Origin of the sequence: Chitinophaga filiformis (assembly GCF_021646545.1) — a bacterium.
Classification (GTDB): domain Bacteria; phylum Bacteroidota; class Bacteroidia; order Chitinophagales; family Chitinophagaceae; genus Chitinophaga; species Chitinophaga filiformis_A.
Genome location: NZ_JAKIRP010000015.1, coordinates 205,468 through 220,825 on the forward strand (window position 1 = coordinate 205,468; position 15,358 = coordinate 220,825).

Sequence of the window (15,358 nt, forward strand, 5' to 3'; positions counted from 1 at the left end):
ATTAATGGCGTCCTCTTAGGTCATTGTCATCTTACCTTTTACCTTGACCTTAACCTTATTAACCTTAACCTTCCACTTCCTCTTTCCATTGCCCATTATCCATACCTTAGCTTTACGTTACGGGCCATGTCGCATAGAACTTCTGGCGGCAACTGTTCTCTTATATAACATTTATATAGGGTTTTCTTACGTTATTCCTTTCCTATTTCAGTTCTTATTCCCGTTCTCATTCTTGATTTTTTCTCCGTTGAGTTATTGCAATGATCTATTTTTCGTCCTACGGGCTTCAAATCACCAGTATATACGTCCTACAAAGCAGAGATTGCATTAATGAAGCATAAAGAGCGGGAGCTTGAAAAGATAAGTGGTCGATTAAACAATTGGACGTCCCCCTTCTCTCTTCCCCCAACTCGAAAACGGGGCGGCTACCAAAGGACAAAAATAAGCGATCAAACTACTGGCGGAGCAACTAAAGTACGGGCCGGGTTCAGGTGGGGACTGCTGGCCTTAGTTGTTCGAAGTTGCCGACGCGCCCGACCAGGAGTTAAATAGACATCCCACTGCCCAACCGTCCCACCACGTCCAATATTAAGAAACTTCGAAGAACTACAGCCAGCAGTCCCACCTGAAAACCGGCCGTCGCCCTGCCTGAAAACCAAAGCTGCCCAAAGCCCAAGAAAAATTCCGTTTTCGAGCAAACATTCACCATTATTTGTATCATTTTTACACCTACCTGGGCCAACTCAGCCTGAATGCGACTGCTTATGAATATCAAAAAACTCATCGGTAAATTACACCTGTGGCTCGGCTTCATCTCCGGCCTCGGCGTTTTCGTTATAGCTATTACTGGCTGCATCCTCGCATTCCAGCAGGAAATAGAAAGTGTTACTAAACCATATACATATACCGCTAGTCGTCCGGAGGCGACTCCCTTGCCACCGTCAACGTTAAAAGCGATTGCGGTTAAAGAGGTCCCTCATAAACAACCGAATGGCATTCTTTATCCGGGAAAGGACAAGAGCGCATCTGTGATGTTTTATGGTGCTAATCCGGACTATTACTACCAGGTCTTCATGGACCCATATACTGGTAAAGTGATCAAGGTCTGGAGTGAAGAAGGCGATTTCTTCCACTTCATTTTACACGGACACTATTACCTGTGGTTACCTCCGGCAATAGGTCAGCCGGTTGTGGCCTCTGTTACTTTGATCTTCTTTTTTATGCTGATCACGGGCCTTGTCTTGTGGTGGCCCAAAAATAAAGCTGCTGCGAAACAGCGATTCTCAGTGAAGTGGGACGCCAAATGGAAGAGATTGAACTACGACCTGCACAATGTGTTGGGATTTTATATTCTGATAATTGGCTTACTGCTTGCAACTACCGGCCTGGTATGGGGCTTCCAGTGGTTCAGCAAAGCATTGTACTTCGCTACTTCAGGAGGTGAGCAATTGCCGCTGGATGCGCCACCATTGTCAGACACAACTAAAGCAGCCATATACAAGATACCGGAAGACCAGATATGGCAACAGCTGCGGAAGAAAGCACCCGCCGACGCAGGCATCATGGTGTCTTACGCCGCTGATAAATCAGCCGCTATTTCAGCCCATATCAATTACAGACCTGGTACCTATTATAAACTGGACAATTACTACTTCGATCAGAATACGTTAGCGGTATTGCCCGCAAAAGGACCCTATACCGGCGAATATGCGAAAGCCGGCTTCGCAGACAAACTGCGGGACATGAACTACGATATCCACATCGGCGCAATTATCGGCCTGCCGGGAAAGATCATTGTTTTCCTCGCAAGTCTCGTCTGTGCCAGTCTACCCGTTACCGGTGTTTATATCTGGTGGGGAAGACGAAACAAGAAAATAAAAAAGAGCCCTGTAACACGCTCTTCCGCAAAAATGAGGGCATAAGATCCCATACTCATGGTGGAGGTTCAACGCAAATCTGTTCTACGCTGGTTGCCTGTGCAGTCTGCCCGTTACAGTATTCATAACTGGCGGGGAGGAGGCATAAGATTCCATAGTCATCGCGGACGTTTAGCACCAGTTCGCTCTGTGTCGGCGGCCCCGTTACTAGTATTGATAGGGAGAGAAGACGGCATAAGAAAATAAAAAAGAGCCCTGTAAACGCTCTACCGCAGAAACGACAGTATAAGATTCCACACTGTTGATGGACGTCTAACTATCAGCGTAGGAGTGGAATCAGGAAAAGTAAGGTGGAGCTTGCTGGCCTAAGTTGTTTGAAGTATGCTGCCACGTTGCACCAGGGATTTAATAAATATACCAAAGCTAAATACGACCTCCCAAGGTTCCATAGCAAGAAACTTCAAAGAACTCAGCCAGTAAGCCCACACTTACTTTTCCGTATGGAACGGTCTCAGAAACGGCGCAACTTCATTGAAGAAACAAAATGCACGTCTTGAAACCTCAAAGAACTCAGCCAGTAAGCCCACACTTACTTTTCCGTATGGAACGGTCACAGAAAGAGCGCAACCTTCATTGAAGAAACAAAATGCACGTCTTGAAACTTCAAAGAACTCAGCCAGTAAGCCCACACTTACTTTCCCGTATGGAACGGTCTCGGAAAGGGCGCAACCCTCAATGAGGAAACAATACATAGGCGCATCAAGAACGGTCTCAGAAAAGCGTAACCCTAAAATCCCATCCGGAAAAAATAAGCGTAAACAATACATTTCCCGAAAAAAAATCTCTATTTTTCGACAGTGAGAAAGAGTGTGCAGTTAATTTAATCCACGGGTATCATAATTATAGGTCTATGAGTCTCAACAACACTGCCATTGCCGCGGAGGCACCGGCGCGTTTCCACGTTTTCAATAATCATCATATAAAGCTCCACAAAATCATGAAGAGAATTTTTGGTATGGCTGCCGTATTGCTGTCACAACAGCTGTATGCGCAACAACAACAGGCGCCCGCCTATCCGTTGATCACACACGATCCTTATTTCAGTGTCTGGTCAGCGACAGACAAGCTGACCGCTTCCACTACACGTCACTGGACAGGCACGGAACAGTCGCTGACAGGATTTGTAAAGGTTGACGGTGTAACCTATCGCGTATTAGGCGCTCCCGGACATGCGTACAGGGCATTAGCTGCAACAGCTGATATGGAACCCTATCAGGTGCGGTATACAGAAACTGCGCCTGAAAAGGGCTGGGAAGACCCTGCATTCAATGACGCAAATTGGAAAACCGGAAAGGCGCCATTTGTAAAGGACGAGAAAACTATCGGTACACCCTGGTTTACGGATGACGTATGGGTACGCAGGACCTTCACAGTAGATGACCCTAATGTGGATAAGCTGCTGCTGAAGATCAATCACGACGATAATGCGGAAGTATACCTGAACGGTGAACGCATTTATAGTTATGTGGGATGGTTAAACCATATGGAATATTTCCCTATCAGTGAAGAAGCAAAAAAGAAACTGCGTAAAGGAACCAATGTACTGGCCATGCATTGTACCAATACAAAGGGAGGTGCTTATCTCGATGGAGGTATCGTAACAGAGGATAAAGATAAATGGGCAGATAAAGTCCAGCTGGCAGAACAGAAAAATGTTACGCTGGAAGCTACACGAACTATCTATGATCTTACCTGCGGAAAGGTGGATGTAAAGCTGACTTTCACATCACCGTTATTGCTGAAAGATCTTGATCTGATGTCCCGTCCTGTGTCTTATGTATCATATAAGGTAAAGGCGAATGACGGGCGAAAGCATAAGGTAGAAGTGTATTTCGGTGCATCTTCCGACCTGGCGGTAAATACATCCGCACAGGAAGTGACTGCACAACAGTATACCAGTGAGGGATTGTCTATCCTGAAGACAGGTAGTGTGGCGCAACCTGTACTGGCAAAGAAAGGCGACGACCTGCGTATTGACTGGGGATATCTTTATGTAGCTGTACCACAGTCAGCCGGGGCTGCACAATATGTTACGAAAGAAGGTGTAGCAGCAGCTTCATTCGCCGGTAAACGCAAGCCTGCAACGCTTGATAAAGGCCAGCAACTGGTGCTGAATACATCAGTGTCTCTTGGGAAAGTAGATGGTACTGAAAAGGAACAGGTGTTCCTGGTAGGGTATGATGATATATATTCTATTCAGTATTTTGAAACAAATCTAAAGCCATGGTGGAAAAAAGATGACAGCTATACGATAGAAAAAGAACTGAAGAAAGCGCAGGATGAATATACGGCTGTAATTGCCCGCTGTACTGCGTTTGATAAGGAATTGTATGAGCTGGCAAAACAAGCAGGTGGTGAGAAATATGCAAAACTCTGTGTACTGGGATACCGTCAGAGTATTGCTGCACACAAGCTGGTGAAGAGTCCGCAGGGAGAGGTCCTGTTCCTTTCAAAAGAGAATTTCAGCAATGGTTGTATCAATACAGTGGATGTAACATATCCTTCAGCGCCGTTGTATCTGGTATATAATCCGGAGCTGATGAAGGGAATGCTCAATGGTATTTTCTATTTCAGTGAAAGCGGAAAATATACACAGCCATATGCCGCGCACGACCTTGGAACATATCCGCTGGCAAATGGCCAGACATACGGAGAAGGCATGCCGGTAGAAGAATCTGGCAATATGATCATCCTGACTGCAGCGATAGCAAAAGCAGAAGGCAATGCGAATTATGCAAGGCAACATTGGAAAACCTTAACCACCTGGGCTGAGTATCTGTTGAAAGAAGGTTTTGATCCTGCGAACCAACTGTGTACAGACGATTTCGCAGGTCACCTGGCGAGGAATGCAAACCTGTCTGTGAAAGCAATTGTAGGACTGGGTTGTTACGCAATGCTGGCTGATATGCTGGGCGATAAAGCTTCAGCGCAGAAGTATCGGACGGCGGCAGCAGGGATGGTTCCGAAATGGATGCAGCTGGCGGAAGATGGCGACCATTATACACTTGCATTTGAGAACAAAGGTACGTGGAGCCAGAAGTACAACCTGGTTTGGGATAAGGTGTTACACCTCGGACTGTTTCCGAAAGCGGTATACGAAAAGGAAATAAAGTATTATCTGACCCAACAGTTAACGTATGGATTGCCGCTTGATAGCCGTAAAAAATACACTAAATCTGATTGGATATTATGGACTGCAGCCCTGACGGACAATCAGGCGGATTTCTCTGCCCTGGTGGATCCTGTGTATAAATACGCACAGGAAACATCTTCACGTGTACCGTTGAGCGACTGGCATGAAACGGCAGATGGAAAGATGGTAGGTTTTCAGGCAAGAAGTGTAGTAGGTGGATATTTTATGCAGATATTAGGCGCAACATTGAAGAAATAATTTTTTAGCTGATCGGCTGAAAGGTAATGGGGTGGCTCTTCTACGAAGAGTCACCTCATTCTTTTTAAAGTGTAGTAATACTACTACAAAACAATACAAAACCGGAGCATATATTTGTATCAGCAACGAAAGAAATTTGATTCTGTCCTATACTTAAAAAAGGTCCCACCCTTTCCCTAATAGAGAAATTACACAAGAGAAAAATCTTATTTAAAATATTATACTTGATATGTTATCGCATAGAAAGTAAAGAACTTGGTTTTTATTAGGATATGGTTAGAAAGGGTTGTCATTCTTGACGACCTTTACTTTTTTATATAAGGTCTGTACAAAATGACTATACATAAAAGAGCCTGCAAATATGACTTTGCAGGCTCTTGCTTTTTTGGGTAATGGATAATGAGGTTAGTCTGTATAATGGATGTCTTCCCTTGGGGAACAATGAATGCCTGGGGAAAGCACAATGAATGAAAACCCAGGGGAACAATGAATGACGGAGTTACATGGATGAAACGGGGTAATGGATGACTGGGGAACGAATGAATGAATGATCGGATGCAACCGGGGGCTACATGGATGAAAATCAGTTTTCACTGAATTCGCTGAAAAAGCGGCGAGCCACATGTTTGAACCTGTTCACGTCTGCTTCGTCTTCCAGTTGTATATCAGAATGATCTGTTGTTGATTTGTAGTATTGTAAAGCTGCGGAAGCTATGTCCGTATTACCGTTGGCATCAGCAGTAGCTTTGATATAACGGCTGTTGCTATTCAGATAGTGCAATGCTTTTATGTCGAAATCGAGAGTGATGATACCGTTTATCATAATCTTATCGTTTTATGCAGAAGACTATAAAAATTTCGTGCCAAAATGAGCTACACCCATAAAAAAGCCATCTAAAGCCCCCATATAGGATACTTTATCAGTGGAAGTTATTGCGCATCTATTCCCCATTTTGTACCTTGATCAGCGTAATAAAAACTATCGTTTCATGCAACTGACCACGTTATTAAAACCATTGCTGACAGGTTTGCTGTCATGCTCTCTAGTCCTGAATAGCTATGCTGATGTTCGCTTGCCCGCTTTGGTCGGTAGCAACATGGTATTACAGCGTAATAAGTCATTGAATATATGGGGCTGGGCCGACAAAGGAGAGAAGGTGACTGTTAGCTTCCGTAACGGGACCTTTACTGCCATTACAGCAGCAGATGGTAAATGGAAGGTGAAAATCCCTGCCCAAATAGCAGGAGGGCCCTATACAATGACCATATCCGGACACAATACGATAAAACTGGACAATATCCTGATAGGAGACGTCTGGGTAGCCTCAGGCCAGTCCAATATGGAAATGCCTGTCAAAGGATGGGGAAAAGTGTTGAATTACGAGCAGGAGATAGCAGCGGCAAATTATCCGCAGATCCGTTTCTTCCAGATAAAACACACTACCAGTACTGCTCCGCAGGAGGATGTTACGCCCTGGGAAGGCGGCTGGAAGGTCTGCTCTCCGGAGAGTGTACCGGAGTTTTCTTCCGTTGGGTATTTTTTTGCGAGGGAGATATACGGCCATGAGCATATACCCGTAGGCGTTATCCACAGTTCCTGGGGAGGAACAATAGCAGAGGCCTGGACCAGCGGGGAATCGCTGAAGACAATGCCCGCTTTTGCAGATACGGTGAAGGCGTTCGAGCAACTGGCGCCACCACAATCGCCATCGAATCCTAATAAGCCAACCTATCTTTATAATGCAATGATCCACCCACTGCTGCCTTACGCCATTCGCGGGGCCATCTGGTACCAGGGTGAGGCTAATGTGGGCAGGGCATATCAGTACAGGGAATTATTTCCACTGATGATCAAAGACTGGCGCAAACAGTGGAAAAATGGCGATTTCCCGTTCTATTTCGTACAACTGGCCAATTTTACGGAGAAAAAAGAACAACCTGTCGAATCTGACTGGGCGGAACTGCGCGAAGCACAGTTAATGACGCTTTCTGTGCCGAATACGGGCATGGCTTCCGCTATTGATATCGGAGATGATAAAGATATCCATCCGAAGAATAAACAGGAGGTAGCCCGTCGTCTGTCACTGATTGCGAGGGCGAAGGTATATGGGGAAAAGATTCCCTACTCAGGTCCCATCTATCAATTGAAAACGATTTCGGGCAACAAGGTGTTCATCGCCTTTAACCATAAAGACAACGGATTGGTGGTTAGGGGAGGCAGTAAACTGAAAGGCTTTGAGATAGCCGGTGCAGATAAGAAATTCCATTGGGCAGAAGCAAGCATCGTTGGCGACCGTGTGATGGTAACAAGTCCCGAAGTGGAAAAACCGGTAGCGGTGCGTTACAATTGGTCGAATAATCCCAGCGGCAACTTATATAATGGGGCCGGCTTGCCCGCCAGTCCTTTCCGGACAGACGATTTTAAGGGAGTTACTTACGGTAAGCAGTAACCCCGTTCAGCATAAAGAAATATAGCGATAACAACTATCGGCAGTTGATTGTGAAAACAACTTTCTGAACTGCCGGTAGCTGTTTTTTATCGTCTGATACTTTCTATACAAAATCAACCTCCTTGCTTACTCTCTACGTCTTCTCTGGATCTTCTCTGCTAGTTCTCTGCTTCTTCTCTCTGGCTTTTTTGTTAAAATAACATCAGGAATTACCTACTTTTATACCCGTTTACAAACCGATAGGATAATAATGCGCCAGCTTGTAATAGGTCTTCTCTTTGCTTTACTGTGGGCATCTGCTGCAGTTGCCACAAAATTTGGTATTCATGCAGCAGATCCGCTGATCCTGGCCAATGTCAGGTTTTTCCTGGCAGGAGGGGGGATGCTGCTCTACGCCTATCTTATCAGAAAAGGGCAACATGCAATGCCGCAAGGGAAGGAATGGCTGCACCTGATCATCTTCGGTTGTCTGAATACCACCGTTTACCTGGGTTGTTTTGTTATTGCGATGAAAACAGTATCCGCAGGGATCGGGAGTCTGGCTACCGCTACCAATCCACTGTTTATTATGGTCATCTCTGCCTTGTGGTTAAAGCGGCCATTAAAGTGGTATGAAGTTACCGGTATGTTCCTGGGTATGGCAGGTGTTGCCATGGCAACCTATCCTTTACTGCTGGACAGTCATGCCACTGTTGGCGGTATTGTGATCCTTATGCTGGGGATGTTTTCCGTATCTGTTGCCACTGTATATTATGCGCGGATCAACTGGCGGCTTTCCAGCCTGGTTATAAATGGCTGGCAGGTGTTCCTGGGAGGACTGTTATTTATTCCTGTTACGGGGCTCTTTGCCAATTTTAAGACCACACACTTCAATGCGCAGTTCTGGCTCTCTGTAGGCTGGCTGATATTACCTGTATCCGTAATTGCCTTGCAGTTATGGTTCTATCTTGTGCGTAAGGATGCTGTCCGGGCATCTCTCTGGTTGTTCCTATGCCCGGTATTTGGCTTCCTGTACTCCTGGATACTCCTGAACGAGCCAATCACCTGGTACACCTTCGCCGGTACCATACTGGTGATTGGAGGCCTTTATCTGGCCCAACAGGAGAAGTTCAGAAAACAATCTACTATTCCTCAAAATCAATAGACTTGATCTTATTAGCCAGGTTATCGATGCTTTGCAGCTCGATCTCCCGCATTTTCTTTTTCAGCACCGCTGCTTCCTTTTCAGATATTATCCCGTTCTGAAGGGCATTTTCAATTTTCTGTAACAGCAGTTTTTTAGACCTTTCTACTTTCTTGACTTTGAAATATGCATTGGACTTCCGGGAAATATATTTCCAGAACAGGGACAATACAATGGTTACGCTGGGCGCTATAATGACCAGCCATGATTTAAGGGGGTAAGTGTCAGGTAGATTGTTGGCCAGCAGCACCAGTAAGGTACCACCTCCTGCGCCGGCTATGCTGGCTGATGTCGAAGTCGGTTGCTGGGTATTGGAAGATTGCGTGGATGGGTTAGCAACCAGTGAATTTTCTTGTTCCAACGAATGAAAATGGTTTTATAGGATAATAGTTATGGATAAATAATATAGTGGATGATGGTATTTTGACCAGGCGATAGTGATAAGGTGAAATTGAAATGATGAAAACTATTTCCCTAATAATACATCGAGGGTACGGAGTATCTGTTGTGTATCATTCTGTTTTTCGAGATCAAGCACTACAACATGTCCTGATTTGTCTTCTACCACCAGCGCTTTTGGTGGATAACGGCGGATTCTCTTGAGTCTTGCTGTTTCTCTGGATGCGCGTAACAGCGTTAAGCCCAAAGATGACAGTGAAGCGAACACCGCAATAATCACCAATATGGTAGTAAATGTAGATGACATCATATCTGATTATGATTTTCTGGTTTTAGTCATAGCTATTAAAATTACGCATTTTCTGTCAAAAAAACACTTAAAAGTTCTTTTATATATAGTTATGACGCGATTTAAAATTATTCCTAATCCAACACTTCCCAAATATTTTTTTTACTCCTGTAAGTAGTTTTCAAAAATCCTCTGTCCTTGAATAGATACCGGATCAATTTCCGGACCAGCCGGCAACACAGACTGGGCGGGGCCAACACAGAACGAACTGGGAATCACACGTGTAGAAAACTGATAGCAAAAATTTTAAAGCCCATTGAGTACTATGCCTGCCGGCAACCGGATAGATACATTTAATAACACCGTTGTGGGAACTGATAAGATCTTGATCGGATATCTTGCAAAGTTATCTTGATCATGACAATTTAGGACTATACCAACATTACAGGGGGAAGAATTCCGCGATAATCATCCTTATATTTACCCCCGGGGGACTTGTAAATGAAGCTCAGTGCAGTATGATCAACAATGAAAACATCAGAAACTGGCAACGGCAGATTGCGTGTGATGGCGATGAAAAGGCTTTTTCAGAGCTGTTCCGTCATTTCTATGACCGTCTGTTATATTTCGCTATCCAGTATGTTTACACGCGTGAAGCCGCTGAAGAGATTGTTTCAGACGTGTTCGTAAAGATCTGGAACCGCCGGGAAGATCTGGAAAAAGTCGCCAATCTCGAAGTATACCTTTTTGTGGCTGTGAAAAATCAGTCGCTGAATTACCTCGAACAATACTCCTCCCTGCGGATCGCCCCCCTGAATGACGAATCCGGACTTTCTGAACTGACCAACTCCATCGATCCCGAACGTACAATGGAATGGAAAGAGATCCTTTTTAAAATGGACCAGGAAGTAGGCCGTCTCCCGGATCAGTGTCGCCGTGTGTTTAAACTGATCAAAGAAGAAGGATTTAAATACAAAGATGTAGCAGAGATCCTCAATATTTCTCCCCGTACTGTAGAGACCCAATTGTTCCGCGCCATGAAGCGCCTGAATGAAGTAATAGGGCCGTACGTTGCCAACAGGATGAAAGCAAAAAATAAAAAACCGGATTCGCTGTAAGTAGTTTTTCCATTCTCCCGGTCCTTCTAGTACAATCGCGTATGATAAACGAAGAATTATTTACCACGTTAGCCGCCAGGAAACTGGCTGGAGAAGCTACCACAGCAGAACAGCAGGAGCTTGAAATGATGTTGCAGGAATATCCTGAACTCCGTGAAAGCTACCAGCTGCTGCAACAGTACTTCACAGTATCGGCATATCATTCTTCTGCTGAAACAGAACAAGCATTACAACGTACCATGTCCAGGATCAATATCGGTACAACTCCTGTAAAAAGGATGTTCCCCTGGAGATGGGTTGGCATAGCCGCTGCCGCCGTATTAATCACTGCTGTTGCCGTTGTGGTACTCAGGCCCCGTCAACAGCAGGCGGAAGTGGCTAAGCTGATGGAAAGACAGAACGGCAAGGCTACCAAGGCTACAATAGAACTGGCCGATGGTAGTAAGATCTGGCTGAACGCTGACAGTAAGTTGTCTTATCCGGAAGTGTTCAACAACAATACCCGTGACGTGTACCTCACCGGTGAAGCCTTCTTTGATATTGCCGCTAATCCGAAGAAACCGTTCATTGTACATCTTTCTTCCGGTACCATACACGTGCTCGGAACTTCCTTCAACATCCGTGCATATGAAAATGAAGCGGTACAAACATCTGTCAGAACAGGTAAAGTAGCATTCATTCCGGTGGTAGCAGCGGGACAACGGCCCGACACCATTTATATAACACCAGATGAAAAAGTGACCTATCGCCAGACGGTGGCTGATGATAAAGAAGAAGCTATCGTAAAAGAAACAACGTCCGCAGAAGATGATAAAGCCTGGACAGAAGGAAGGCTGGTATTCCGCGACAGGACGCTGGAAGAAATAGCATCAGAACTGGAAAGAACATTTGGCAAGAAGGTGAGCTTTGGAAGTGATGCGCCACGCTATTACCGGCTTACAGGGTCTTTCCAGAACAACAGCCTGCAGGATATCATGTATTATCTCGCCAGGTCGAAAGCGTTCCACTACACCATCACTGATAGCACATTACTGATCACTGAATAGTCGTTCACGTTCCATTTATTAATCAATCAAATCAATTCACAAACAGCTGCGTTATGAAAGAAAGACCGCTACCCATGCGTTTTTCGGGACTTTTCCGCTCGTTGTTCCTGCCGCTTTTTGTCTGCATGGCATTATTGAACATGCTGGACCTGAAAGCGCAGAGTGCATTTGCTGCTGAAGCAAATCATCCTGCATATGGGCAGGGCCAACAGGTAAGGGACACCGATATCCCACTTGAAAACCGTATCAGTCTCCAGGTAAGCAATGAACTACTGGGACAGGTACTGGAAAAAATAGAAAAGCAGACACCCTATGTGTTTGTCTATTCAAATGATGAAATAAAAGCAGCGCAGAAGATCTCCCTGTCTGTTAAAGACAAAAAACTGGGAGAGGTACTGGAAATGGTATTGTCACCACTGGACATTAAGTTTGAAATGATCAACAACAAGATCATTCTGCGCCAGGCGACACCTACTCCTACGCAGCAGGCTGAAATCACGATCAATGGCCGGATCGTTGACAATAAGGGTGAAGGTATCCCGAATGTGAATGTTCGTTTGCAGGGTTCCAGTATTGGCACCACTTCAAATGATCAGGGTTTTTTTACGCTAAAGATCCCAGCTGGGCAAGCCAATGGTACCTTGGTCTGCTCTTCCGTTGGTTACATCCCATCGGAAGTAGGGATCAGCGGAAGAACTAATATTACCGTAATGCTTACTGCCGACTCTAAGGACCTGGGAGAGGTAGTGATCACTGCTTACGGTTCACAAAAGAAAACACAGGTAACGGCGGCTATCAATACGATCTCCACTAAAGATATTGAGAGCCGGCCCGTTGCCAATATGTTCCAGGCCTTACAGGGAACAGCGCCCAACCTGATACTCCAGCAGAACAATGCAGAGCCGGGCGCACAGATGACCCTCAACATACGCGGCGTTGGCAGTCTGACAGGTAATGCTCCGCTCATCATCATCGATGGTGTGCAGGCAGGCCGCGACGGTTTACAAAACCTGAACCCCTACGATGTAGAAAGCATCTCCGTATTGAAAGATGCTGCTTCTTCCGCCATCTATGGTTCACAGGCTGCCAACGGCGTTATTTATATTACCACCAAAAGAGGTAAGAAAGACGAGAAACCAAGTGTTACCTACAATGGCATGTATGGCTTTCAGACACCTACCACGCTGCCCCGTAACGTGGAAGCATGGGAGTACATGACATTGAAAAATGAAGCGCTGGTAAACTCCGGCAAAACGCCACAGTTCTCTCCCGACAATATCAACTACTGGCATAAACGTGGTTCCGAACCTGCATACCTGACGGAAATGCTGCGCGACTATACACCGATGCAGAACCATAGCCTCAGCATGACGGGTGGCGGTAAGTCCAGCAGCTACCTCGTTTCTCTTGGATATGTGAATCAGGGCAATATGCTGCAGAACTCCTATGTGACGGAAGACTTCTACTACAAACGTTACAATGCCAGGGCTAACCTCGCAGTAGATGTAAGTAAGTACGTAAAAGTAAATGTGAACCTTGCCTACACCAAAGGCATCAAACGCCGGCAACAGGCGGATATCGGCTTCCTGATCAGGGATGCTATCCGTACGCCACGCATCTACCCGGTACTGGATTCTCTCGGTAATTTTGTAGTGCCATCTCTGAACAGTAACAACGTACTGGCTCAGCTGAAATACGGCGGATTTAACAAGGAAGAGAAAGACAACCTGTTGGGCGGTCTGGACGTTACCATTACACCGGTAAAACATTTCAAACTTAATTTCAACGCCTCAGGTACCTACACGATCACTAATCAGACCGATCGTCAGAATAAATACACTTACGCTCCTTACTATACTACGGCCAATCCTCCATTGTATAACAGGATGTATGAATACGAATTCAAAGATCTTGCCTCAAACGTATATGCTACTGCAGAGTATGAGAATACTTTCGGCAAACACTATCTGAAAGCACAGGTGGGTGGCCGTAGTGATGCCATCAATGAAGAGTATGGACTGAAAGCGACCCGTTATGGTACTACCAATCTTGACGACGACTGGGCCATCGGTGGTGGATACATTCCTAAGCCGGACGGTACATTCGACTACGCCAACATCGGTACTTACAATGAGTTCGTGAATCCTAACCTGTATGCACTGAACTCTCTTTTCGGAAGAGTGAACTACGCTTACAACGACAAATACCTGGCGGAATTCACCTGGCGTTATGACGGTTCTTCCAAACTGGCGCCTGGTCACCGCTGGCAGTTCTTCCCGGCTTTCTCACTGGGTTGGAGAATCACAGATGAAGCATTCTTTGAAGACTTCAGAGAAAAGTATGGTAACGTGAAATTCCGCTATTCCTGGGGACAGGTGGGTAACTCCAACATCGGTGGTTTCAACTATCTGGCCAGGGTAACCCTGAACACCGGTAAATATCCGTTCAACAATACGCCTAACACCGGCGCCGATTTCTCCGCTTACAATGAAACATTGCAATGGGAGATCTCTACTATGAGCAACTATGGTGTGGATGTAGATCTCTTTAACAACAAGGTCTCCGCATCTTTCGATTATTTCAATAAGAACACAGATGGTATCTACCTGTTCCAGGTGGTGCCTGGTACCGCTGGTATCGGCGCTTCCCTGCAGAATGTTGGTAAGGTACAGAACAAAGGCTGGGAACTTACAGTGTCTTATCATGCAAAAACAGGAAATGTTAACCACACAATTTCCGGTAACCTGTCTGACAACCTGAATAAGGTGGTGAAATACGGTGAACAGTCCATACAGGGTTCTGACTTCACCTTCATCGTAAAAGAAGGTTTCCCGATCGCTTCCTACTATGGTTATAAATCAAACGGTTTGTACCAGAACCTGGACGATATCAAGAACGCTCCTAAAGTACCGTTCGCCTACAACCAGCAGGTAATGCCGGGCGATATCCGCTACATCGACCGCAACAACGATGGTACTATTGATGCCGATGACCGCTATGTATTCGGCAATCCATTCCCTCGTTATACTTTCGGATTTAACTATGCGGCTAACTGGAAGAACTGGGATTTCTCTATGTTCTGGCAGGGAGTGGGCAAGAGAAGCCAGTTCCTGCGTGGTGATATCGTAGAGGCATTCCATAACAATGAGGACCATGCTTTCGAACAACACCTGGACCGCTGGACGCCTACCAATCCTGATGCCAGCTATCCAAGGCTGACTATCGGTACTGCTGACGCCAACAACTTTGCGTATTCCGACTACTGGTTGTTCGATACCAAATACCTGCGCTTAAAGAACCTGCAACTGGGCTATACGCTGCCACGTAGTGTTAGTCAGACGCTGCGTATCCAGAGCGCAAGGGTTTACTTCACCAGTCAGAACCTGCTGACATTCACTCCCCGCCGCTTCCGCGACCTGGGTGTGGATCCGGAATTCACACAGTTTGACGATAAACTGTCCTTTACCAACTATAACGCTATCGCAGGACGTAGTTATCCAAATGCAGCCACGTTCTCATTTGGTCTGGACCTGAAATTCTGATAA

At 45.6% G+C, this 15,358-nt stretch carries 10 protein-coding genes; 7 read left to right on the plus strand and 3 right to left on the minus strand.

Translation table 11 applies throughout. The features are described from left to right. The first annotated feature begins 764 nt into the window (after positions 1-764). A complete protein-coding gene (locus L3C95_RS28050; protein WP_236393442.1) occupies positions 765-1,922 on the plus strand; it encodes a PepSY-associated TM helix domain-containing protein in 1,158 nt (385 codons plus the stop codon). A gap of 952 nt (positions 1,923-2,874) precedes the next feature. Continuing rightward, on the plus strand, positions 2,875-5,328 hold the full coding sequence (locus L3C95_RS28055) for a glutaminase family protein (protein ID WP_236393444.1): 2,454 nt from the start codon (positions 2,875-2,877) through the stop codon (positions 5,326-5,328). A gap of 583 nt (positions 5,329-5,911) precedes the next feature. Here the strand turns inward: L3C95_RS28055 and L3C95_RS28060 are convergent. Further along, positions 5,912-6,151, minus strand: a complete 240-nt coding sequence (locus L3C95_RS28060; protein ID WP_236393453.1) for a hypothetical protein — start codon at positions 6,149-6,151, stop codon at positions 5,912-5,914. Positions 6,152-6,317: 166 nt separating this feature from the next. Here L3C95_RS28060 and L3C95_RS28065 point away from each other — a divergent pair, with 166 nt between their 5' ends. Both L3C95_RS28065 and L3C95_RS28070 read left to right on the plus strand, forming a co-directional pair. Continuing rightward, a complete protein-coding gene (locus tag L3C95_RS28065) occupies positions 6,318-7,778 on the plus strand; it encodes a sialate O-acetylesterase (protein ID WP_236393456.1) in 1,461 nt (486 codons plus the stop codon). 250 nt (positions 7,779-8,028) lie between these two features. Further along, entirely contained in the window at positions 8,029-8,922 is an 894-nt protein-coding gene (locus tag L3C95_RS28070) for a DMT family transporter (RefSeq protein ID WP_236393459.1), read from the plus strand. On the opposite strand, the gene L3C95_RS28075 is transcribed toward L3C95_RS28070, so the two are convergent. Continuing rightward, positions 8,903-9,322 (minus strand): hypothetical protein, encoded by a 420-nt coding sequence (locus L3C95_RS28075; protein ID WP_236393460.1) that lies wholly within the window; start codon positions 9,320-9,322, stop codon positions 8,903-8,905. The two genes, L3C95_RS28070 and L3C95_RS28075, sit on opposite strands and share 20 nt — an antisense overlap. Before the next feature lie 105 nt (positions 9,323-9,427). Further along, complete coding sequence (locus tag L3C95_RS28080; RefSeq protein WP_236393463.1) at positions 9,428-9,670, minus strand: hypothetical protein; 243 nt, start codon at positions 9,668-9,670, stop codon at positions 9,428-9,430. 497 nt (positions 9,671-10,167) lie between these two features. On the opposite strand from L3C95_RS28080, the gene L3C95_RS28085 reads away from it, so the two are divergent. Genes L3C95_RS28085 through L3C95_RS28095 form a run of 3 tightly spaced genes read left to right on the plus strand, consistent with a single transcriptional unit; the run spans position 10,168 to position 15,355 of the window. Next, the gene (locus L3C95_RS28085; RefSeq protein WP_236393465.1) at positions 10,168-10,767 is read left to right on the plus strand and encodes an RNA polymerase sigma-70 factor; all 600 of its coding nucleotides are present in this window, start codon (positions 10,168-10,170) and stop codon (positions 10,765-10,767) included. 41 nt (positions 10,768-10,808) lie between these two features. Next, complete coding sequence (locus L3C95_RS28090; RefSeq protein ID WP_236393477.1) at positions 10,809-11,813, plus strand: FecR family protein; 1,005 nt, start codon at positions 10,809-10,811, stop codon at positions 11,811-11,813. Between the two features lie 53 nt (positions 11,814-11,866). Beyond that, complete coding sequence (locus tag L3C95_RS28095; RefSeq protein WP_236393479.1) at positions 11,867-15,355, plus strand: TonB-dependent receptor; 3,489 nt, start codon at positions 11,867-11,869, stop codon at positions 15,353-15,355. The last annotated feature ends 3 nt before the right edge of the window (positions 15,356-15,358 follow it).